This window comes from Pleurocapsa sp. CCALA 161, assembly GCF_003003995.1.
Taxonomy (GTDB): domain Bacteria; phylum Cyanobacteriota; class Cyanobacteriia; order Cyanobacteriales; family Xenococcaceae; genus Waterburya.
In genome coordinates, this window is the sequence record NZ_PVWF01000029.1 from 21,280 (window position 1) to 42,041 (window position 20,762).

Annotated in this window: 22 protein-coding genes and 1 pseudogene; 14 read left to right on the forward strand and 9 right to left on the reverse strand. The window is 38.1% G+C overall.

What is annotated here, in order from left to right; translation table 11 throughout:
- Nucleotides 1-14 precede the first annotated feature (14 nt).
- Nucleotides 15-812, reverse strand: coding sequence for a DUF2993 domain-containing protein (locus C7B62_RS09120; protein ID WP_106235046.1), 798 nt, complete (start codon nucleotides 810-812; stop codon nucleotides 15-17).
- A 338-nt stretch (nucleotides 813-1,150) separates the two neighbouring features.
- On the opposite strand from C7B62_RS09120, the gene gap reads away from it, so the two are divergent.
- The 3 genes from gap (at nucleotide 1,151) to C7B62_RS09140 (ending at nucleotide 6,471) form a co-directional block, all read left to right on the forward strand.
- A complete protein-coding gene (gap, locus tag C7B62_RS09130; RefSeq protein ID WP_106235050.1) occupies nucleotides 1,151-2,188 on the forward strand; it encodes a type I glyceraldehyde-3-phosphate dehydrogenase in 1,038 nt (345 codons plus the stop codon).
- A 184-nt stretch (nucleotides 2,189-2,372) separates the two neighbouring features.
- Entirely contained in the window at nucleotides 2,373-3,665 is a 1,293-nt protein-coding gene (eno, locus tag C7B62_RS09135) for a phosphopyruvate hydratase (RefSeq protein WP_106235052.1), read from the forward strand.
- Between the two features lie 262 nt (nucleotides 3,666-3,927).
- Nucleotides 3,928-6,471 (forward strand): glycogen/starch/alpha-glucan phosphorylase, encoded by a 2,544-nt coding sequence (locus C7B62_RS09140; RefSeq protein WP_106235055.1) that lies wholly within the window; start codon nucleotides 3,928-3,930, stop codon nucleotides 6,469-6,471.
- A 373-nt stretch (nucleotides 6,472-6,844) separates the two neighbouring features.
- Here C7B62_RS09140 and C7B62_RS09145 read toward each other — a convergent pair whose 3' ends face one another.
- Nucleotides 6,845-7,405: a manganese efflux pump MntP family protein gene (locus C7B62_RS09145; protein WP_106235058.1), complete on the reverse strand. Its 561-nt coding sequence runs from the start codon at nucleotides 7,403-7,405 to the stop codon at nucleotides 6,845-6,847.
- Nucleotides 7,406-7,919: 514 nt separating this feature from the next.
- On the reverse strand, nucleotides 7,920-8,126 hold the full coding sequence (locus C7B62_RS09150; RefSeq protein ID WP_106235060.1) for a hypothetical protein: 207 nt from the start codon (nucleotides 8,124-8,126) through the stop codon (nucleotides 7,920-7,922).
- A 117-nt stretch (nucleotides 8,127-8,243) separates the two neighbouring features.
- On the opposite strand from C7B62_RS09150, the gene C7B62_RS09155 reads away from it, so the two are divergent.
- The 10 genes and pseudogenes from C7B62_RS09155 to C7B62_RS09200 all read left to right on the forward strand — a co-directional run bounded on the left by C7B62_RS09155 (nucleotide 8,244) and on the right by C7B62_RS09200 (nucleotide 13,600).
- Nucleotides 8,244-8,711: a cupin domain-containing protein gene (locus tag C7B62_RS09155; protein WP_106235062.1), complete on the forward strand. Its 468-nt coding sequence runs from the start codon at nucleotides 8,244-8,246 to the stop codon at nucleotides 8,709-8,711.
- Nucleotides 8,712-8,924: 213 nt separating this feature from the next.
- Nucleotides 8,925-9,515 (forward strand): TetR/AcrR family transcriptional regulator, encoded by a 591-nt coding sequence (locus tag C7B62_RS09160; protein ID WP_106235065.1) that lies wholly within the window; start codon nucleotides 8,925-8,927, stop codon nucleotides 9,513-9,515.
- 66 nt (nucleotides 9,516-9,581) lie between these two features.
- Nucleotides 9,582-9,992 (forward strand): thioesterase family protein, encoded by a 411-nt coding sequence (locus tag C7B62_RS09165; RefSeq protein WP_106235067.1) that lies wholly within the window; start codon nucleotides 9,582-9,584, stop codon nucleotides 9,990-9,992.
- A gap of 101 nt (nucleotides 9,993-10,093) precedes the next feature.
- Nucleotides 10,094-10,522 carry a potassium transporter TrkG gene (locus tag C7B62_RS09170; RefSeq protein WP_106235070.1) on the forward strand — a complete coding sequence of 143 codons (429 nt, stop codon included), beginning with the start codon at nucleotides 10,094-10,096 and terminating at the stop codon, nucleotides 10,520-10,522.
- Between the two features lie 20 nt (nucleotides 10,523-10,542).
- On the forward strand, nucleotides 10,543-11,436 hold the full coding sequence (locus C7B62_RS09175; RefSeq protein WP_106235072.1) for a hypothetical protein: 894 nt from the start codon (nucleotides 10,543-10,545) through the stop codon (nucleotides 11,434-11,436).
- Nucleotides 11,437-11,454: 18 nt separating this feature from the next.
- Complete coding sequence (locus C7B62_RS09180; protein ID WP_106235074.1) at nucleotides 11,455-11,865, forward strand: hypothetical protein; 411 nt, start codon at nucleotides 11,455-11,457, stop codon at nucleotides 11,863-11,865.
- Complete coding sequence (locus C7B62_RS09185) at nucleotides 11,862-12,152, forward strand: nucleotidyltransferase family protein (RefSeq protein ID WP_106235076.1); 291 nt, start codon at nucleotides 11,862-11,864, stop codon at nucleotides 12,150-12,152. Before C7B62_RS09180 ends, C7B62_RS09185 begins: the two co-directional genes overlap by 4 nt.
- Nucleotides 12,149-12,325, forward strand: a pseudogene (locus C7B62_RS09190) (DUF86 domain-containing protein); the annotation flags it as partial. The gene C7B62_RS09185 and the pseudogene C7B62_RS09190, both read left to right, overlap by 4 nt.
- A gap of 4 nt (nucleotides 12,326-12,329) precedes the next feature.
- Entirely contained in the window at nucleotides 12,330-12,905 is a 576-nt protein-coding gene (locus C7B62_RS09195) for a glutathione binding-like protein (RefSeq protein WP_106235081.1), read from the forward strand.
- 23 nt (nucleotides 12,906-12,928) lie between these two features.
- Entirely contained in the window at nucleotides 12,929-13,600 is a 672-nt protein-coding gene (locus C7B62_RS09200; protein WP_106235084.1) for a glutathione S-transferase family protein, read from the forward strand.
- 94 nt (nucleotides 13,601-13,694) lie between these two features.
- Here C7B62_RS09200 and C7B62_RS09205 read toward each other — a convergent pair whose 3' ends face one another.
- From C7B62_RS09205 to C7B62_RS25360, 3 genes are all read right to left on the reverse strand, one after another.
- Nucleotides 13,695-14,453: an SDR family NAD(P)-dependent oxidoreductase gene (locus C7B62_RS09205; RefSeq protein ID WP_106235087.1), complete on the reverse strand. Its 759-nt coding sequence runs from the start codon at nucleotides 14,451-14,453 to the stop codon at nucleotides 13,695-13,697.
- A gap of 1,501 nt (nucleotides 14,454-15,954) precedes the next feature.
- On the reverse strand, nucleotides 15,955-17,082 hold the full coding sequence (locus tag C7B62_RS09220; RefSeq protein ID WP_106235094.1) for a hypothetical protein: 1,128 nt from the start codon (nucleotides 17,080-17,082) through the stop codon (nucleotides 15,955-15,957).
- Between the two features lie 44 nt (nucleotides 17,083-17,126).
- Entirely contained in the window at nucleotides 17,127-17,636 is a 510-nt protein-coding gene (locus tag C7B62_RS25360) for a hypothetical protein (protein WP_146132074.1), read from the reverse strand.
- Between the two features lie 138 nt (nucleotides 17,637-17,774).
- On the opposite strand from C7B62_RS25360, the gene C7B62_RS26850 reads away from it, so the two are divergent.
- Nucleotides 17,775-17,900 (forward strand): hypothetical protein, encoded by a 126-nt coding sequence (locus C7B62_RS26850; protein ID WP_255413995.1) that lies wholly within the window; start codon nucleotides 17,775-17,777, stop codon nucleotides 17,898-17,900.
- A 185-nt stretch (nucleotides 17,901-18,085) separates the two neighbouring features.
- Here the strand turns inward: C7B62_RS26850 and C7B62_RS09230 are convergent, their stop codons facing one another.
- The 3 genes from C7B62_RS09230 to C7B62_RS09240 all read right to left on the reverse strand — a co-directional run bounded on the left by C7B62_RS09230 (nucleotide 18,086) and on the right by C7B62_RS09240 (nucleotide 20,721).
- Entirely contained in the window at nucleotides 18,086-18,331 is a 246-nt protein-coding gene (locus C7B62_RS09230) for a hypothetical protein (RefSeq protein WP_106235099.1), read from the reverse strand.
- Between the two features lie 269 nt (nucleotides 18,332-18,600).
- Complete coding sequence (locus C7B62_RS09235; RefSeq protein WP_106235102.1) at nucleotides 18,601-19,983, reverse strand: ABC transporter substrate-binding protein; 1,383 nt, start codon at nucleotides 19,981-19,983, stop codon at nucleotides 18,601-18,603.
- Nucleotides 19,984-20,007: 24 nt separating this feature from the next.
- Nucleotides 20,008-20,721 (reverse strand): PspA/IM30 family protein, encoded by a 714-nt coding sequence (locus tag C7B62_RS09240; protein ID WP_106235123.1) that lies wholly within the window; start codon nucleotides 20,719-20,721, stop codon nucleotides 20,008-20,010.
- Nucleotides 20,722-20,762 lie beyond the last annotated feature (41 nt).

A 20,762-nucleotide genomic window follows, 5' to 3' on the forward strand; every position in this document is an offset into this window, starting at 1 on the left:
GCAATGAGCAATCATCATTCGTCATTTATTTGGGCGCTCATAGATTTTATTGATTGAGAAATGGAGTCGGGTAATCTTTTGATTTGGGTATTGCCTTTGATCATTAGTTGTTGGTCTTCGATTTGAATGCTTGTAATATTTAAGGCTAAATCTTCATTGGCAAAGTGCCGCAGGTAAAGTAAGTCACGAACTTTATTCATAATCGCTATAATTTCGTCTAAATCAAAAGTTTGATCCCCAAGATAGCGACTCCCCATAAATTTAATACCTAAACCAGCTTGGTAAAACTGTAAGGCGATTTTGAATCTTACAGTCTTAATCTGTTGTTCTCGATTTAAAACAATTGTGGTGTTTAAAAACAACTTTCCATCTTGCTCTAAGTTACATTCAGACTCTTGAAGATGAAAACTGGCTGATTGTTGATCGATTGTTAAAGATAAATTTTGTAAGAGAGTCCTGACATATTCAGAATTTAGTAAGCGATCGCAATCTGACTGGGTAAAGACTAGTTTGACTTGAAAGTTACCTGGCTGTTCAAAAGTGATTTTGCCTAAAAGCGCCTGGGTCAAATCCAGGGACAGATCCTGGGAACTGATATCTATTTTTTCCAGATGAATATCTTTAACCGCAATAATTTTTTCCCCCACTAATTTAAGAGAAGTTGTTTCTCCTTTGAGTAGTTGAGATATATTGCTTTCTAGGTTTACATCTATATTGCCAGCGGATTGTACTTGACTGGAGATGGCTGTTTCGGAAACTTTATTGATTAGTAGCTGCTTAAGATCCTGGTTAGCTTTTGATTCATTGCTCATGTTTTCAATTTAGCTATGGGTAAATTTAATGTAGCTATATTTGAGCTTAAAACCAATCAAGATTAAAGAAGACGTTGAACATTAAGGGTAAATTTTTAATTAAAATACTCGATTATGATTCAACAACAAGAGATAAAAAGTCAGGCTCGAGCATGATAATGATCATCAGATTGTTGACTAAAATTTATTTTTTCTTAAGCACTTCACTGTTTAAAAAAATTGCTTTTGTGGATTTAATAGTGATTAAGCCCCAAAAACCGCAAGCAAGATTACTGGGGCAAACAAGCATTTTTTGATCTCACATATACCTGATACATAATTAATTTCAAGGAGTAATCATGGCAACCGTCAAAGTAGCAATTAATGGCTTTGGACGCATTGGTCGTTTGGTATTTCGGGCTGGAATAGATAATCCACAGATTGAGTTTGTTTGCATTAATGATTTAGTTCCCGCAGAAGCGATCGCCTATCTCTTAAAATATGATTCTACTCATGGTCGTTTTAAGGGCAGCGTAGAAGCGCAGGATCAGGGAATTGTAGTTAACGAGCGATATATTCCCTGTATTTCGGTGAGAAATCCTGAAGAATTGCCCTGGAGAGAATACCAGGTAGATTATGTTGTGGAAGCCACTGGATTATTTACTACCTATGAGGGCGCGTCAAAACATTTAACTGCTGGAGCAAACAGAGTGGTGATCTCTGCCCCAACTAAAGATCCTGACCAGGTTAAAACCCTCGTGATGGGAGTTAATCACAACCAATTCGATCCCCGCGTTGATGCGATCGTTTCTAATGCCAGTTGCACCACTAACTGTCTTGCTCCCATTGCCAAGGTGATTGATGACAACTTTGGTTTAAAAGAAGGTTTGATGACCACTATTCACGCCGTGACAGCTACTCAGCCAACGGTAGATGGCTTTAATAAGAAAGATTTGCGCTCAGGACGTGGTGCAGGTCAAAATATTATTCCCGCCTCCACAGGGGCAGCAAAAGCAGTGGCGCTAGTATTACCACAGTTGGCAGGTAAGCTGACAGGAATGGCAATGCGAGTACCGACCCCTGATGTTTCGGTAGTAGATCTGACTTTTCATACCGAACAGGCGACGAGCTATGACGCAATCTGCCAAGCTATGGCGATCGCTTCCCAGGGGGAAATGCAGGGAGTTTTAGGCTACACCAGCGATCCCGTAGTTTCTACTGATTTTACTGGCGATCCCCACTCTAGTATTTTTGATGCGACTGCTGGTATGGAATTAAACAGTAACTTTTTTAAAGTTGTGGCATGGTATGACAATGAATGGGGCTATTCCAATCGAGCGATCGACTTAATTTTAAGCATGGCTGCCAAAGAAACAGAAATGTTGATTTCTGCCTAATTTCTGCCTAAATCAATATTTAGAGAGGAGATAGTAGCTAAACTTTCAGTCAGGGCGAGCGGTTGTTCGTCCCGACAAATTTTGGAGGCTAGGTTTTAAATTAACGTTACAGTCACAAAAAAAGATATATTAATTTTCGCCTGCATCTTTGTCGAGATGTCTCAAACTTTAAATAGGAGAATAGATGCTTAACCAATCAGAAGCCGTAATTGAAGCGATCGCCGCAAGAGAGATTTTAGATTCTCGTGGTCGTCCCACCATCGAAGCAGAAGTGCGACTAGAGACTGGAACAGTCGGTTTGGCTCAAGTACCTAGTGGAGCTTCCACAGGAAGTTTTGAAGCCCATGAATTGCGCGATGGGGACAAAAACCGTTACGGAGGTAAAGGAGTTTTAATCGCCGTCCGTAACGTTAAGGAAAAAATTACTCCCGAGTTGATCGATGTGGATGCTTTAGAACAAGCAACAGTTGATCAGATTATGATTGATCGCGATGGCTCTCCTAACAAAAGAAACTTGGGGGCAAATGCAATTTTAGCCGTGTCTTTGGCGACAGCAAAAGCAGCAGCAGCAGAAGTAGAACTACCTCTTTATCGTTATCTGGGCGGGCCGCTATCTAACGTTTTGCCAGTGCCAATGATGAATGTGATTAACGGTGGTTCTCATGCAGATAACAATGTTGATTTTCAAGAGTTTATGATTATGCCCGTGGGAGCAGATTCTTTTCGCGAAGCTCTGCGCTGGGGAGCGGAAGTATTTGCCACTCTAAGCCAAGTTTTAGGGAAAAAAGGTCTATTGTCTGGAGTAGGGGACGAAGGGGGGTATGCGCCCAATCTAGGCTCAAATCAGGAAGCTTTAGACCTACTGATTACAGCTATTGAAAAATCGGGCTATCAGCCTGGGTCAGAAATCGCCCTGGCGATGGACGTGGCTGCTAGTGAATTTTATGCTGATGGCAAGTATACCTATGACGGTGAGGCTCATTCTCCAGAAGAATTTATTGACTACATGGCAGAATTGGTTGAGAAATACCCCATCATCTCCATTGAAGACGCTCTACACGAGGATGATTGGGATAGCTGGAAAATTCTCACGGATAAGTTAGGGTCGAAAATTCAGCTAGTGGGAGATGATTTGTTTGTTACCAATAAGACTAGACTGCAAAAAGGTATCGATCTTAAAGTGGGTAATGCTATTTTGATTAAGTTAAATCAAATCGGCACTTTGACAGAAACCTTAGAAACTATTGATCTAGCAACTCGTAGCGGTTATCGTTCTGTGATCAGCCATCGTTCGGGAGAAACGGAAGATACAACCATCGCCGATTTGGCGGTTGCTACCCGCGCAGGACAAATCAAAACTGGCTCTTTGTGCCGTAGTGAAAGGGTTGCCAAGTATAATCGTCTGTTGAGAATCGAAGAAGAACTAGGCGATCGCGCCGTGTATGCAGGCAAAATCGGTTTAGGGCCAAAAGGCTAAAGATTAGCTGCTTCGTTTCTCAACCCAAGATTTCTCAACCAAAAATTAAGGGTTGGGTCTTTCCCAGCCTTTAGGATTGAATCTAGTAGTAATCTATAAACAGTTAAATTAAATTTGACGTGACAATATAGAAGCGAGCTATACAAAACTATTTAGGCAGCGATCGCTTCTTGATGCAACCACTTCTAGGGGATGTCAAGTAGCAGATTGTCTGTTTATGCCTTAAGTAATCCTTTATATCAACATCATTTTTCAGGGAAATATGGACTCAAAAACTTCTCAACAGCTTGGTCAAACAGTTACTGCTAGTAATTCGGCTAATCGTACGATTCAGGTAGAGGACGACCGCACAGGAATGAGTGTAGAGATTCTTAAACGAGCCTTTGCGGATAACCTGTTTTACCTCCAGGGAAAAGACCAATCCAATGCTACTCTGAATGACTACTATCAAGCACTAGCCTTCACTGTACGCGATCGCCTGTTACGTCGCTTTATTAAGACAGGTCGTACCTACTACGAAGAAGACGTTAAAGTAGTTTCTTATCTCTCTGCCGAGTTTTTAATGGGTCGCCATTTAGAGAATAATCTGATTTCTCTGGGAATCTATGAAAAGATGCGCGAGGTGGTCAGCGAATTTAATCTCAATATTGAAGATTTAGTCGAAGAAGAACCAGATCCTGGTTTGGGCAATGGTGGTCTAGGAAGACTTGCAGCCTGTTTTCTCGACTCTTTGGCTAACTTAGAAATGCCTGCTATTGGTTATGGAATCCGCTATGAGTTTGGCATCTTTCACCAAGCTTTGAGAGATGGTTGGCAGGCGGAAATTCCTGATAACTGGCTGATGTTTAAAAATCCTTGGGAGATTGCTCGTCCTGAAGATTCCGTAGAAATCAAGCTGGGGGGACATACAGAAACCTATCGTGATGCCAAAGGACACAGTCGCACTTCCTGGATTTGCGATCGCAAAGTAAAAGCCGTCCCCTACGATACTCCTGTCCCTGGATATCGCACCAATACAGTTAACTCTTTACGTCTCTGGAAAGCCGAAGCCAGTGAACAGTTCAACTTTGAAGCTTTTAACGCAGGTAATTATGACCGTGCTGTCGCCGAAAAGATGAGTTCGGAAACTATTTCCAAAGTACTCTATCCCAACGACAATACACCCCAAGGTAAAGAATTGCGCCTAGCGCAACAGTATTTCTTTGTTTCGGCTTCCCTACAAGATTTAATTAAGATTCACCTCCATATTCATCCCGATCTGACGAATTTTCACGAACGAGCAGCAATTCAGCTTAACGATACTCATCCTGCCGTAGCGGTTGCCGAATTAATGCGTCTGTTAATTGATGAACACGACCTTGATTGGGATCTGGCTTGGGATATCACTCAGCAAACCCTAGCATATACCAACCATACATTACTGCCAGAAGCTTTAGAAAGATGGTCAGTTAGTCTCTTTGGTCGCATGCTGCCCAGACATATTGAAATCATTTATGAAATCAATCACCGTTTTCTCGAAGATATTCGCACTTGGTTTCCTAATGATGAAGAACTAGCATCAGAACTTTCGATTATTGAAGAAGGTTCCGAAAAGAAAGTTCGGATGGCAAACCTTGCCTGTGTTGGCAGTCACGCGATTAACGGCGTAGCTGCTTTGCACACTGAATTACTACAAAAGTATACCTTACAAGGCTTTGCTAAATTATGGCCAGAGAAGTTTTTCAATAAAACCAACGGGGTTACTCCTCGTCGTTGGATCTTGTTGAGCAATCCCAGATTAGCCAAGCTGGTAACGGAACAAACGAACAGTGATAGTTGGCTTAAAAATCTCGATCAGATGAGGGTGCTAGAGAAGTATATTGATGATGCCCAATTTTGTGAACAGTGGCGAGATATTAAGCGCCAGAATAAAGCTACTCTAGCAGCTCAAATCAAAAAACTGAAAAACGTTGATGTTAACGTTGATTCTATCTTTGATGTTTTGGTTAAAAGAATTCACGAGTATAAGCGTCAGCACTTAATGGTGTTGCATATTATCACCCTCTATAACCGCATTAAGCACAACCCAAATATTGATATTGTCCCCCGTACCTTTATCTTCGGTGGGAAAGCTGCTCCTGGCTACTTTATGGCCAAGCTGATTATCAAATTTGCTAACGCGGTGGGAGAAGTTGTCAATAAAGATCCTGATGTTAAAGGTCGTCTAAAAGTGGTGTTCTTACCCAACTTTAACGTCTCTCTAGGACAAAAAATCTACCCCGCTGCCGATCTATCAGAGCAGATTTCTACAGCAGGAAAAGAAGCTTCTGGGACTGGTAACATGAAGTTTGCTATGAATGGCGCTTTAACTATTGGCACTTTAGACGGCGCTAATATTGAAATCCGTGAAGAGGCGGGTGCAGAAAACTTTTTCTTATTTGGTCTGACTGCGGAAGAAGTATATCAAATGAAAGCAGATGGCTACGATCCCATGGCTTTTTATAACAATAACGAAGAACTTAAAGAGGTGATCGATCGCGTTGCTCATGGTGACTTTAGCTATGGGGACACTAAACTATTTAAGCCCATCATCGATTCTTTGCTCTATGACGATCCTTACATGCTCTTAGCCGATTATCAAGACTATATCGACTGTCAGGAGCGAGTTTCTGAGACTTATAAAGACCAGCAAAAATGGACTAGAATGTCAATTTTAAATTCAGCGCGAATGGGTAAATTCTCTAGCGATCGCACTATCAAAGAATATTGTGAACAAATCTGGGATATTGAACCCGTTAAAATTAATTTAGATGTCTACAATCGTTAGGCTGAAAGCTTATTAATTGATTAAGATCACAAGATAGATGTTCTACCAAGGGCATCTTTTTTTTTCTTTAAGTCCCTAGATAGTTTGCCTAAGGAAAACGCGATCGGTAATAATTTAACCTGAGTTCGGGTTAAGCAGATTAATTGGTGGAGATAGCTGTAAGCTAATAGCTAATAGCTAATAGCTTTTGAGATAGTTTGGATGCAACTCTACTATGAAAGAAGAACGGAAAATAGTATTTTTTAAATACCTTCAAAATAAGGATTTGAGCTAATCCCGAACTCAGGTTAGGTACTTATATTTTATATAGTCAAGAATTTTTAGTTGAAGCGCGATCGCCTTTTAAGTTTGTTTTTTACTAATTGATAACAATTTATGCGGTTAAATGCTCTAATAAAATTTTGCTACCAATAAATATCAAAATTAATCCGCCTACAAGCTCTATTTTATGATTAAATTTATTGCCAATTCTGTGACCAATAAAAACGCCGATAAAAGATAAACCGAAAGTAATTGCTCCAATTAAAGTTGCTGTTAAAGTAATAGAGGTTTTTAATAAAGATAATCCTAACCCAGCAGCTAAAGCATCAATACTAGTGGCGATCGCTAATACTAAAAGAGTGGATGAATCTAAAGGATTAATTTTTTTTCGTTCATGCTCTGTTTGAAGAGCTTCATAGATCATCTTTGTGCCAACCAAGCTTAATAAACCAAAGGCAATCCAATGATCAAAGTTGGCGACAAGATTACTAAAATTAATTCCTACCGCCCAACCAATTAAAGGCATTAAAAATTGAAAAAAACCAAAAAACAAAGCGATTTTTAAAGCTTTATTAATTTTGATTCTTTGTATTAGCAAACCGCAGGAGAGAGAAACGCTAAAGGCATCAGCAGCTAACCCTAAAGCTAAAAAAGTTGTTGACAAAAAATTCATTAACTATAATTTAGCATCACTAAATATTTCAGACTATTGCTTAGTATAGTTCTTTATTTAGTTTTTTATTTATCATATTCGTCTCATTTTTTAGATATTATTTGCTCAGAGTTGAACTATTAAATCAATGAATGATAATTAATGCTTGATGTGAATTAGTTCTCTTCAAATTTATTAGTTTTAGGCTTGGGAAAATTATGTAAAAAGCTTTGAGCTTAATTCTCCTAACTAATTTTCTCGTAACGGAGGAGATTTAGGAATGTATTTTAATATCTGGCGTTGCTGAAGGTAGAATGCTAATTATAATCAAGAAATCACGTTTTTTAATCATTGATTTCTCTTAGACATTTGCATCAAAAATATTACGCACTCAGCAACGCTCAATATCTATTAAGTAGGTAGGTGGAATTAAATATAAAATAACGGATTCTTATTTTTCTCCCCTATCTCCAGTACTCCACTACCTCACATCAGTCTTTAAATTAATTATGCCTATAGCTGCTTAGGTCATAGGTTAGTCATCTTCGCCTCCTTCGTCTCCTTCGCCTCCTTCACCTCCCTCGCCTCCTTCATCTTGAGTAGGAGCGGGTTGCTCAATTGATGTACCCTCTCCGTCTTCGTTCTCAGTATCTCCCGCATCACATCCTACTAGAGAGGACATCATACCTAGAGAAAGGAATAGAGCAATTACTTTTTTAGTTGTTGCTTGATAATTATTCATGGTGATTTTTGATCGCGTTAGAGTAAATTAAGAGCGTATTTTTATTTTGGAAAAATAGTTATACCAAAAGATAACTCTAGAATATCAAAAAACCTCGATTGTCTATAAAATATACTTATGAACAAAGAGTTCCCTTCGCCCTCCCCCGCGGTTCAAGATCTCATTCAATCCTTGAATCTACAAATGCATCCAGAAGGGGGTTTCTATCGAGAGACATGGCGCTCAGATCTGATCTTGCCCCAATCTACTCTACCTCATGGTTATACGGGCGATCGAGTGGCTGGCACCGCCATTTTATTTTTGCTACCCACTGGTCATAGTTCACGCTGGCATCGAGTTAAATCCGCTGAACTCTGGTTTCATCAAGCTGGAGATCCTTTAGCATTAACTATTGCAGCCTCAATTGAGCCAGAATCACCATCAATCTATTTAGGTCGCGATCGCTGTTTTCAGGCAGTAGTACCCCCTCACTGGTGGCAAAAAGCACAACCGATAGGGGGGGATGCAGGATATTCTTTGGTCGCCTGTGTAGTTGTTCCAGGCTTCGATTTTGCTGATTTTGAGCTGATTAGTGAGGAGGAATAATTGTGCAAGTTGCTTTAAATATCTACAAAAATGTTTACAAAATAAAAAGGGGAATCAGCCCATTCCCCACAATATAAGTCGTTTATCGCAATTGTTAACCTAATTAGTAATATAGTACTTATTGATGTAATAGTCAACACAATATTTAAAGTTTTTCATAATAAATAAATGATGTTAAGGTAAACATAAAGACCAAGCGGTCTGAAAAGTTAGATGTCCAAAGCCGAACAAACTAAAGCACGTATAATTCAACAGGCAGCAGAGTTATTTAACCAACAAGGTTATGCAGGTTCTTCGATCGCCGATATTATGCAGGCAACGGGATTAAAGAAAGGAGGAATTTATAATCATTTCAAAAGTAAAGATGAACTGGCTGTAGCAGCGTTTGACTATGCCGTCAGTCTAATGAGTCGAGAAGTGTGGAGTGCCGTGAAAACTAAACGTAATGCGATCACCAGACTACAAGCATTGGTATCCAGCTATTTGGTCTATATTGAAACACCGCCAATTGTCGGTGGATGTCCGATTTTAAATACGGCAATTGAAGCTGATGATACTGATTCCCCCTTACGAAATCGCGCGATCGCCGCTATTGATAATTGGCGTAATTTGATTGTGCGGATTATCAATCAGGGGATCAAAAAGGGAGAAGTTGCCACAACCATAGATCCCGATATAGTTGCCACAATTATCATCTGTAATATTGAAGGAGCGATTATGATGAGCCAGCTAGAAAAAAATCCTGTTCATTTAGAAAGAGCGATCGCTCATCTACAAAATTATATTCAGACTAATCTTGCCTAAATCACAGCTAAATTTTTTTACCTTTAAAAAGACCAATCGGTCTGTAAAATTAATCATTAATCTCAAATGAAGAAACAACCCTTTGAAGTAGCTCTAGACTTACCAATTAAAACCTATGACATCGATTTTGCAGGAATCGTCAGTAATATTGTCTATATTCGCTGGTTAGAAGATTTAAGACTGAAAATGTTAGAGTCTCATTTCCCGATAGAAAAGTTAATGTCAAAGGGATACTGTCCAACTGTTAACTCCACCGAAATCAAATACCAGAAAGCTTTAAGGTTAGGCGATCGCCCTATAGGCAAAATGTGGATGTCTCAATTGGGGCGTTTACGCTGTACTTTACAAGCTGAGATATGTCTGGGGCAAGAAATAGCTGCTACTGCGACGCAAGTAGGATTTTTTATGAGTTTAGAAACTATGCGTCCAATCGCTATGCCCGAAGAATTGAAAGGGATTTACGCTGAATATGATTGATGCTATGCAAGTGTTAATTGCATTTTTGAGAGATAGTTGTTATTTTGAGGATCGAAAGCAAGTGATACTTGCATAGACCTTGATAATTTTGGAAAAATACAATGAATTTATCTCTACAACTGTTATTTCATGGTGCAATTGTTCTGCTAATCGGTTTATTATCGGGAATTCCTTATGGTTCAGCTATTACTCAGAAAAAAGACGAAGAGGTTGTTAGGGCATGGCGTGTAGCTCATTCAGGACTATCAATGGGGGGAACGACAATGATTGCTTTTGCTGCTGCGATTAATCAGTTAGATATAAATGCGATCGCGTTATTAATCTTAGTTTGGTCGTCTGTTATTTCTGGCTATGGCTTTTGTGTTGCTTTACCTTACGGTGCTTGGGTGGGACATCGAGGGCTTTCTATTGGTCAAACGATTGAGAACAAAATTGTTTACCTGGGCAATATGGTAGGTGCTACTGGATCGTTAGTTAGCACTTTGGCACTGATCTTTGGCTGTTTAGAGTCGATGAATATTTTTAGTTGAGAAAATGAAGAAGTAAATAAATGTTAAACAATAACCATCAATCAATAGCGATTACCCAAGGGGGACGCTTTGCGATCGCCTGTGCATCAGGGGGTTTTAAAACCATATTTATTCACGGTGTGTTGAGTGCTTTTGAAGAGGCAAATATCAAGGCAGATGCTTATGCTTCCGCTTCAGGTTCAGTAATTCCCAGTGCTTGGGCAGCTATTGGTAAAGCCAGAGAATCGGGGGTGAAATATTGGCTGGAAGGTTTAAAAGTTCATCACCGAACTAAAAGTATGACTCAGGTAAGTCTGGGGGGAATCTCTTACTTTAACGCTCAAAGTGGTCAACAGCTTTTTGAATTAAATCAGCCAGATTTTTATATTGCTACCAGTGCAGTAACTAATGAAGAGGCTGCCGAACAAACTCAAGGAAAACAAGCAAGAAGATTAGGTAAAAAGCTATTAATATCGGCTGCGAAAAAAGACCGTAGTTGGGTGAATAAACATTTAAAAATCGAGCTTTTTGGTAGTGCTAGAAAAGGCAATTTAGCTCTTAATCAAAACAATTTTCGTGAAGTTAGCTATGCATCCAGTAGAATGCTACACATTTATGACACACCAGCTTGGATTAATAACCAGCCTTATATAGATGCTTGCTATACCTGCGTTTGTCCTGCATTGGAAATGGTTGAACAGGGATATCAAACAGTAATTGCGATCGCTACTGAAGCGGGTAACTTTTATCGAGATTTATTCCAATCTCAAGTTATGCCCACACATTACCAACAAGTACCAATACGTATAATTCAGCCAGATATAAATCCCAAAGATATGGGTGTAGACGTTTTCCAAGCTACGCCCGAAGGAATAGCAGCAGTTTATCAGCATGGTTTAGATAAAGGCAGAGAGTTTTTAGCGCAATTCAACTAACTACGGAGGATTTAACCAATGCAGCAAAGTAAAATCTGGCTACTATCAACTTTAATTTTGAGCATTGCTATTACCAGTCTCCACTACACCGATAACGCTATATATGTTCGTGAATATCCCGAACCAGAATGGTTTACAACTTCTGGCGTATTGATTACCTGGGTAGTCATGACTGCGATCGCGATTATATCTTACTGGCTTTATAGCCGACAAAATTATTGGTTGAGTTATTTCCTGCTAGGTATGTATGCTGGCACGGGTTTATCTAGCCCAGCCCATTATTTTTATGGTGAACTGTCTCAGTTTTCTATAAAAATGCACATTCTTATTTGGACTGATGTAATTACAGGATTATCGGTAGTTGCATTCCTAACTTGGTCACTATTAATTGCTCAAGAATGGCGTAGTAACAAGGAGATAGAAGGATGAACACAAAAGAATTACTTCGGGAAAAACGAGTGGAAATTCTCAAAATTGCTGCTCAATATGGAGGTTCCAATGTACGAATTTTTGGTTCTGTAGCCAGAGGAGAAGCAACAGCAGATAGCGACATAGATTTCTTGATGGACATTCAAGCTGGACGTAGTTTATTAAATAGAATTGCTTTAATTCAAGATTTAGAAGATTTACTTGGGTGCAAAGTGGATGTTGCCAAACCAGAAATTCTACATGAAAGTATTCGCGAACAAGTATTAAAAGAAGCTGTACCCTTATGAAGAATGATCTGCTCTATGTCAGTAATATACAAGAAAGTATTGAAGCAATAGAGTCTTATACCCTTGAAGGGAAAGAGACATTTATGCAAACTCGCATGATTCAAGATGCTGTAATTCGTAATTTTGAGGTGATTGGAGAAGCAACCAAAAGATTATCACCTGAATTTAGAGCCAATCTTGCATTATTTAGATACTATTGTCCCTAATCAGCTTTATGCCCAAGATCCAGAATTACGCCAGCAAGCAGAAACCTTAGAAGCATTATTTGATGACAAATTAGGAGTAGCAACGCGCAATTGGGCTTATTACTATGCTATCCAACAACCTTGGTCAATTCTAGCTGCCTGGAGTAAAGGAATAAGCTGGATGGAGAAAGTTAAAAGTGCGATCGCTTTTCCTGTATCAACTAAGATAATCAAACAAAAATACAACTTAACTTTAGAAGGTAAAGAAGCTGCTGTACAAGATATTAGAGAAGTTTTCACCATAGTTGAGCAAAAATTAAATTCAGGTCAACAATACTTAGTGGGCGATTGCTTTTCCTCAACAGACATCACTTTTGCTGCTTTGGCTTCTCTCGTTCTTCGTCCTGAACATCATCCTTTTTATGATTCCCGACTAGCAAAACTGCCAGCGGAAATGGTTGCGTTAGTAGAAGAGTTACGGGCAACCCCCGCAGGTGAATTAGTTATGCGTATGTATCGAGAACATAGACCCGTAGGGGCGAACGGCCGTTCGCCCTTACAGTATTAAAGAAAATTTAAGTTTATTCATTCATGCTGCAATTTTATTACAATCCACTATCCCCCTTATCCCGTCGTGTATGGATCGCTTTGTTAGAAAAAGAAATTCCCTTTACACCGATAACCGTCAATCTTAAAGAAGGAGAACAATTTAAGCGCGAGCTTCTGGCAATTAATCCCTTTCATCATGTCCCAGTAATTATCGACGACGGTTTGCGAGTTTTAGAATCTTTGGCGATTTTAGATTATTTAGAATGCAAGTATACCCAAAATTCCTTGCTACCCAAAGATCCATCGCAATTAGCTAAAGTCAGAATGGCGCAAATGGTAGCCAATAATGAATTATCTGCTTTGGTCATCCCGTTGATTAGCGAAACACAAGATTCACCAAATTTGAAAAAAGCAAAACGCAAAATTACTAGAATCTTGAGCTTTTTAGCAGAATTGTTAGCTAGTAATGCTTATTTTGGCGGAGATAGCTTATCTATAGGTGATATCGTTGCAGGAAATGCGGTGATTCTAGTTGGAAAATTAGGTTGCGATTTAAGTCAAATTGAGCAGATTGAACAGTGGCGCGATCGCCTTATGCAAAGGCAAGTCTGGCAGCAAACTCAACCTAATGATAGACAATTAGCCATATTTAAACAAACAGTACAAGAATTAATTCAATTACAAGGCAAAAACCAGATTATTAGTAAGATATAGTGATCGCACTAGAAATTAAACAAAATTAAAAGCGATCACCTATTAATTAATCAGGATAATCATTTAATAGGCATCGCCCTAAGTTATTTTATCTTTAATTACGTCCCGCTGTTACTCCACCATCTACAGGCAAAACAACCCCAGTAATCCAGCCAGAGCGATCGCTATCAGCTAGAAATAAGACTGCTTCGGTAATGTCTTGGGCTTGTCCATTGCGACCAAGGGGATGAAAATCATTAAACGAGGCTAATTGTTCAGATGTTAATAAAGAGTCAAATAAGGGAGTTTCCACCACAGCAGGAGCGATCGCATTTACTCTAATTTGGTCAGGTGCAAATTCAATGGCTAGATTTTTAGTTAGTGCATGAACAGCGCCTTTGGCAGTCGAAGAACCACTACAGGGAGTAGCAGCTACAGCATGTAATGCCCACATTGAACCAGTATTAATAATCGCGCCACTACCTCTTTTTTGCATTTTGGCGATCGCAGCTTGTGACAGAAAAAAGTAGCCTCGGAGTAAATTAAGATAATCTTCTAAATCTTTTTCTGTATGGTCAAGGAAATGTTTTGGCTCAAAGACACCTGCATTATTAAACAAAATATCTACCCCACCGAAATGTTCAACAGCAGCAAAAACTAACTTTTGTCGGATTTTTGCTTGACCGATATCCCCTGCAACCCAAGCAATGTGTTTTCCTGTCGGATCGATTTGTGCTGCGGTGTATTCCAATACCTCTGAACGACGACCATTTAAAACTACTTTTGCCCCTGCTTCAACAAATGCGCGGGCTGTATTTGCCCCAATACCACTACCACCACCAGTAATCAACACGACTTTATCTTGTAGGCTCATAATTTGATTTCTCTCAATAAATCTCGATCGCAATCATAATCAGCGATCAATTATGCTTACAAGCAGACACAAGTTTGTGAGGTAGGGTACTTTTATGAAAGAATTGCCGTCGTGTCAGGAGAAAATTAATCTGCAAAGAAATGTAAACGTAGCTACTTTCGTTCTCGTTTACTTTAATTGAAGCTATAAACGATATTATTCAAGATTTCAGACATCAAATTAGCAACGCCTTTTTAGTAATATTTTTATTTAAATTTTATTAATAAATCAAATTGAGACTTATATTTATTGGATATGGTAGCATTTGCACCAATTTCTGACATTGAATTCAGAAATCAACTATATTATTTGAGGCTTATTTTGACAAGGAAAGATTGACAAACGTGGCTCCAAAAAATAACAGTAAAATACTCCTATAACTTAACAGAGTCTGCTGAACAAATATGAATGTAACCCTGAATAGATGCGAATATAACACAGCCAAGTATGATTGCAAAAAAGCAAAAAAATACTAAAAGAAATAGAAAAACAGATGGTTTTTCATCTTTGTACACGTACACCTTTTTATGGACTCCATATGTGGGGGCGATGACTTCAATACATCCTGTTCTAATAGCATTAATAATATTGACTAAAACTGTAATTTCTAAAGTTATTAGTATAAGAATATATGTGATTAAACCTATTTTTTTTAATAGCATAAGTATGGCATTATTAGAATTGCACATAATAATTACTAATTTCCTTCTTATTTATTGATTAAACGATCAATTTTGCCAAGTCAATTCATCTACACCTCCAGCTTTAATAGACCTCTTGCATGAATAGTAGATTAAGGTTTTTTTTCCTTTACCCTTGCATCAAGATAGTTAATTACGATTCGCGCAAGAAGTCTAATAATTAAAAATGCTTTCTGATTAGGAAGATAGTCAATAATCCTAACTCAATCATTTTTTTGAGTTTTTTTATTGCGCCCAATCTGCTAAATCAATAGTGATTACTTGAATAATTTTTTCTTGATTGTCGAAGAATAAAGCATCACTAGATTTATTCTTTTGAAGAGGTTTATAACAAATTTTTGCATTAGATTTACCTTTTAACTAAATTGGCAAAAAGCCTAATTTTGTCTTGAGTTTCGAGTGTTAATTTCAATTTTATTTAGCAGATCGATAACTACAATAATCGTTTGAGTTCCGATGTAGTTAGCGACGCATAACAATACAGATAAGACCAAAAAGACCAAAAATAAAGTTTTGTAGTTACTTTCAATCGTATAAAGAGACGCAAGTTTTGCATACATGACTGCAAGAATAAGCGCACCAATATAGCCAAGAAGTTGGAAGAATTTGAGAATTGTAACTAGTTGAGAATACATACTTATTTTTTATGATTTTGATATTGACCAATTACTCCAAGAATCGGTTCAATTAGTAAACATATAGCTGGAAAAAAGCCGATGATAGTAAAAAAAGCGCAATCACACCACGATGTTTCGATCAAATCAAATTAAACTTTGACTATCTACCGTATCAGGCAGAGCATAATAAGCAATTCCTTCAGATTGAAAATCAGGTAAATTCTCAGTTACATTATCTCTTTCGGTTGCAGAAGGAGTATAAAAATGCGCTCCTGTAGTGGGATTAAAAAAGCGATAAATTGGAATTGTGCCTTCTACTTGAGTTTCATAAGCAAAGAATGCCTCTCCCTCAAAACTAAAGTTGTCCAAATTCTCAACTGCATCTCTTTCATCTTCAGAAACTGTATACAAATGAACTCCCGTATCTTGATTAAGAAAACGATAAACTGGTACAGGTTCACCTGCTCCAGTTAAAGGATCTACCCCTCGATAAGAAGCTCCTTCACCTTGAAAATTAGTTAATTCATCTTCAATAAAATTTCTTTCTTCTTCGTTAGCGGTATAAAAATGAACTCCTGTATCGGTATTAAAAAAGCGATAGACAGTTGTTCCTGAATCTCCGCCATCTATAGGCGTAGAATTAGCAAAAAAGTCAGCAACATCCTGATGTTCTGTCTCTATAATATTGTTAAGAACTACAGGCGCACCCGCTCCTAAATTTCCTTGCCCATCAAAGTAATTAACAATTGTTAGATCATTATTTGCCTCAGCGACACCGTCACGATTAAGATCGACGATTAAATTAGTGCCAGATTTTTCTAAGCCGACAATTCCCTGTTGAGGACTAGATATTTCTATCGCAGCATCACCCCAAGTATTGGGATCGTTAAAAAGTTTAACACCTTCATTAATTTCATCAATAGTGCTTATATCTGCTAAACTCGCTAAAGATGCAACATCGGTATTTCCTGCAATAATTAAAATACCATTATTACTACCCTGCTCATCTTGAATAACACTGCCTCCTCCTGTTTCTAAGGCAATAGTGTAAAAATCATCGCCTTCTCCTCCTTTTAAGGTATCGCTGCCACCGACATCAATAATAGTTTCACCTTTACCACCACCATACAAAAAGTCATTTCCTGCTCCCCCAGTTAGGCTATCATTACCACCAAAGCCGAAGAGAACGTCATTTCCTAAACCACCTTCAATAGTGTCGTTTTCTGCTCCACCATTAAGAGTATCATTGCCAACAGTTCCAATCAGATTCATATTTAAATACCACCCTTTATTTTTTCTTTTCTTGTTTTTTGTCTTTAACTATTTGTCGATCGCGAGAAACCAGATACATCTTTTTGAATACCGAGTCTAAAAGACTGCTGGCTCGACTTTGAACCAATACTAATATTCATGCTGTTAATCAAGTATTGACCGCTTTCCTTGACGATCTGAATTTCGATATTTGCCATGCTTTTTTCAAAGATTGCCACGATTTCATAGTTCATTAAAATGAATTTCCAGAGTTTCATTGGCTCTGGCTTGATAGTAAAAAACTCCCACCACTTTGTTGTGGACGAACCATTGGCACGCTCACTTTTGAAACCTTCTCTACTTACTTGATAACAAGTTAGTTTTCCAAGAGTTTTGGCACAAAGATCGAAGATTGTTTGCAACTCTTTTTCCTCTAAATATTTTAGAAAGTCAGATGAGGCTCTTTGAACAAGTTCTTGGTAATTCCAATTAGAAACAATCTCTGGAATAGCAGCGTTTAAATATTTGTCTACTTCCCCCTTGACTTTCTCAAAAGCTGTGTCATAGATCGGCATTGTTATAAAAAATAGTGGAATAATAATTAACCAGCTAAAGAGTAATAGAAAAGGGAAAATTAATAGGAGGAAAACCAATTTTAATAGAAAGAAAATAATTCTTAATATTTTGATTAGCTTTTGTATTTTTCCAAGCTGATGGTAGCTTCTGTGACTGTTAGAATTGAGGTCACTATTATAAAAGGTATGGCGATCACTGCTGCTTACAACAAAATGACTGGAATGGCGACGAGAATTCATGCTTTTAACTGCATCAACAATTAACAACACAAAACCAATTACCAGTAAAAATAAAATAATAATTTTCATAACAGGTCTATTTAGTTCGATTAATAGTGAGTTTGAGACACTGCATCTAAAAAAATCTTGCTCGATTAAAGCGATCGCCTTGACTAACTACCTTAATATGTTCAATTGAAGTAAAACTAGACAAAGCGGAAATTATACTTTTAATAACTGCCCCCAGCACCGCCACCTCCACTTTCACCACCATTGAGTTGACTTTCGGTGCGATTGCTGAGAATATCCGCTGAATCTGTAACCCAAGCATCATCAATCTGTTTAGGATTAATCTGTTTAGGATTCGGTACTTCTTCAAGGGTTAGAGCGTAGCTAGGTAATGAAGCCAACAAAGCGCTCGAGCTAGCTATACCTGTTCCTATTGTTTGTTTGTTTTTAAAAAGTCTTTTGTTCATCGTTTTTGCTCCATAAATAATTTATTTTTATGACAACTACTCTTCGCTATTATCGGAACTATTTGGTGTTTCTAATTGATGTCGAATCAAGATTTGGTTTTGCTTTCTAATATCTCTAAGAAAAAGCTGAGTATCGTGAATATTTACGGCGATTTATTTTAATAAGTTGATGATTTTATCTGTCCCATATATCCATCTGGTAAGAGCAACATATACCAACAATAAAACCACCCAGAATACTAATAAAAATGTCAAGTCCATATTTTTTATTAATCTAAAGGTACAAAAGAATAGCCAAATTCCGAATTAGAATCGACTTCAACCTGAACTAACTGCACTGCCTGATTGCGATCGCCTGAAGGCAAAAACTTAACTGTTCCCGATGCGCCAGTTATCGAAAAGTCTGCTTGTGATAAGGTTTGCTGTATTCCTTTACGGCTAGGATTATCTTCTATACCTGGAATCAAAGATTGAGTGGCATCATAAGCCATCGCCGTGCGCCAGTTAACTTTTCCTTTCCAAAGATTATTTGCTGCTTGAATAAAGTCAGGGTTAGTATTTCCCTCTATGTGCCAAGGTACAGCTAACACCATACCCACCATATTTTCTCCCGCACTCTCTAAAGTTTCGGGGATATAAAGATCATCACCACCCAATAAAGGTAATTGGCGATTGTTAACTTTAGCAATCTCGAAAGTTTGGTTAAGAGTCGTGGAATTGGTTAGCAAAACCAGTGCTTCTGCACCTTGATTCATTGCCTGCTGTACTGCCCGATCTGCATCAAAATTAGGATCGATAACGTCTAATTCGGCGACAATTTCGCCTCCATTGCTTAATAAACTAGTGCTAAAAGCATCTTTAAGGGATTTACTGTAATTACTCTCAGAATTATAAAAAATAGCTGCCTTTTGCTTGCTTAGTTTTCCCAAGAAATATTCAGCTAAAGAATTCCCTGCCAGAAAATCGCTTGGTACAGTACGAAAGATATAATCTCCAGCATCAGCAAGCGATGTAGAGGTACTGATCGGGGAAATAGCCACTAAACCATTTTGTTGATAGATAGGTGCAGCAGCTAAGGAGGCATCACTAGAATAATGACCTACAAGTCCCAGAATTGATTGATCTTTGACTAGTTGATTAGCAACCTCGATAGCAATTTTCGGTTCGTTTTCGTCATTGACAATTTCCACCTGCAATTTACCACCTTGGGAATTAAATTCATTTTGTGCTTGTGCTACTCCTCTCAGCATTTCTTGTGCCAGATTTAAATCACTACTAATGGGAGCAACAACAGCAATTTTGACAGGATTTAAAGTAGCTACTTGAGCATTATTTAAATAGATTAGTGTTTCTGGATCGTTAGGAAATTGTTCTAGAGATGCTTGAAAGGAAGCGATCGCACTTTGGTAATCTTGATCGGCGAAGGCGTTTATTCCTTCTTTTTTTTCATCAGTTGCTTTGGCCATAATTAATAAATGTTCTCCCAGACTGAAGCTTTTTTTTAGCAATTGAGGTTGAGCAATTGATGGTAACAAATTACTAACTTGCTGAGAATTTTGCTTGAGTAATTTAGTTCCACCAAAAATAATTAAGCCCATTAAAATAAAAACAATTGGGGGTGGGGCTTTTCTAGTTTTAGATTGATTAGTCATGACTAAACCCTTCTTTATAAACAACTATACTTTTTGGTTTTTTAAATTTTCTAGACGACTATTTATTTGTTCATCTAGGGATAACTTATCGATATTATTTTGTATTTGCTCTGTTTCGTCTTCTGCCAATTCAGCTTTGGTAGTTTCATAGACATATCTTCCCTCAACGCTATTTTGTGCCTCTTCAAACTGCGATCGCGCTGAATCAATATCCAATTCTGTAGTAATGTCATGAATATCTGCCATTATTTCATTTAGTTCCGACACAGCTTTAAGATTTGCCATGTCTAATTTATAAGCTTGGATTTTTTCTTTTTCTTTTTTCAGTTTTTCTGTGGCTGCCGTGGCGATTTGTTTAGCCTGTTCAACTTGCTGTTTTAATTGAGGCATAATCTTTTCAATGGCGATCGCTTTAGTGATTAATAATCTGGCTGCTTCTTCATCTCCTCGGCGATAGGCTAGTTCTGCTTGCTGTTCGGCTTCTCGAAATTCTTGCTGTTTTTTGTCATATCTATCCTGTGTCAATTTATATCCAGCCACTACTTTTGAAACTCCTTCAGTTAGTTGTGCGATCGATTCTTGCATTGACTGTAAAGACTCTTGTGCTACTTTTTGGGCAATTTTGCCTCCAGATTCTACAGGTAAACCCCAAACCCATTTCCAAGTTCCTACTAAGGTTCTTCCTGCTGTTTCACCCAATAGCCAATAGATAAATTTTTTAAAGGTAATTTTTTTCATTTCTTTCATTTTTTATAGTCAATTCAATAATTAGATCTTCT

What these genes read in the sequence shown, in the direction of transcription:
- C7B62_RS09120 (WP_106235046.1), bottom strand. Translation starts at nt 812, where the DNA reads ATGAGCAATGAATCAAAAGCTAACCAGGATCTTAAGCAGCTACTAATC.
- gap (WP_106235050.1), top strand. Translation starts at nt 1,151, where the DNA reads ATGGCAACCGTCAAAGTAGCAATTAATGGCTTTGGACGCATTGGTCGT.
- eno (WP_106235052.1), top strand. Translation starts at nt 2,373, where the DNA reads ATGCTTAACCAATCAGAAGCCGTAATTGAAGCGATCGCCGCAAGAGAG.
- C7B62_RS09140 (WP_106235055.1), top strand. Translation starts at nt 3,928, where the DNA reads ATGGACTCAAAAACTTCTCAACAGCTTGGTCAAACAGTTACTGCTAGT.
- C7B62_RS09145 (WP_106235058.1), bottom strand. Translation starts at nt 7,405, where the DNA reads ATGAATTTTTTGTCAACAACTTTTTTAGCTTTAGGGTTAGCTGCTGAT.
- C7B62_RS09150 (WP_106235060.1), bottom strand. Translation starts at nt 8,126, where the DNA reads ATGAATAATTATCAAGCAACAACTAAAAAAGTAATTGCTCTATTCCTT.
- C7B62_RS09155 (WP_106235062.1), top strand. Translation starts at nt 8,244, where the DNA reads ATGAACAAAGAGTTCCCTTCGCCCTCCCCCGCGGTTCAAGATCTCATT.
- C7B62_RS09160 (WP_106235065.1), top strand. Translation starts at nt 8,925, where the DNA reads ATGTCCAAAGCCGAACAAACTAAAGCACGTATAATTCAACAGGCAGCA.
- C7B62_RS09165 (WP_106235067.1), top strand. Translation starts at nt 9,582, where the DNA reads ATGAAGAAACAACCCTTTGAAGTAGCTCTAGACTTACCAATTAAAACC.
- C7B62_RS09170 (WP_106235070.1), top strand. Translation starts at nt 10,094, where the DNA reads ATGAATTTATCTCTACAACTGTTATTTCATGGTGCAATTGTTCTGCTA.
- C7B62_RS09175 (WP_106235072.1), top strand. Translation starts at nt 10,543, where the DNA reads ATGTTAAACAATAACCATCAATCAATAGCGATTACCCAAGGGGGACGC.
- C7B62_RS09180 (WP_106235074.1), top strand. Translation starts at nt 11,455, where the DNA reads ATGCAGCAAAGTAAAATCTGGCTACTATCAACTTTAATTTTGAGCATT.
- C7B62_RS09185 (WP_106235076.1), top strand. Translation starts at nt 11,862, where the DNA reads ATGAACACAAAAGAATTACTTCGGGAAAAACGAGTGGAAATTCTCAAA.
- C7B62_RS09200 (WP_106235084.1), top strand. Translation starts at nt 12,929, where the DNA reads ATGCTGCAATTTTATTACAATCCACTATCCCCCTTATCCCGTCGTGTA.
- C7B62_RS09205 (WP_106235087.1), bottom strand. Translation starts at nt 14,453, where the DNA reads ATGAGCCTACAAGATAAAGTCGTGTTGATTACTGGTGGTGGTAGTGGT.
- C7B62_RS09220 (WP_106235094.1), bottom strand. Translation starts at nt 17,082, where the DNA reads ATGAATCTGATTGGAACTGTTGGCAATGATACTCTTAATGGTGGAGCA.
- C7B62_RS25360 (WP_146132074.1), bottom strand. Translation starts at nt 17,636, where the DNA reads ATGCCGATCTATGACACAGCTTTTGAGAAAGTCAAGGGGGAAGTAGAC.
- C7B62_RS26850 (WP_255413995.1), top strand. Translation starts at nt 17,775, where the DNA reads ATGGTAGCTTCTGTGACTGTTAGAATTGAGGTCACTATTATAAAAGGT.
- C7B62_RS09230 (WP_106235099.1), bottom strand. Translation starts at nt 18,331, where the DNA reads ATGAACAAAAGACTTTTTAAAAACAAACAAACAATAGGAACAGGTATA.
- C7B62_RS09235 (WP_106235102.1), bottom strand. Translation starts at nt 19,983, where the DNA reads ATGACTAATCAATCTAAAACTAGAAAAGCCCCACCCCCAATTGTTTTT.
- C7B62_RS09240 (WP_106235123.1), bottom strand. Translation starts at nt 20,721, where the DNA reads ATGAAAAAAATTACCTTTAAAAAATTTATCTATTGGCTATTGGGTGAA.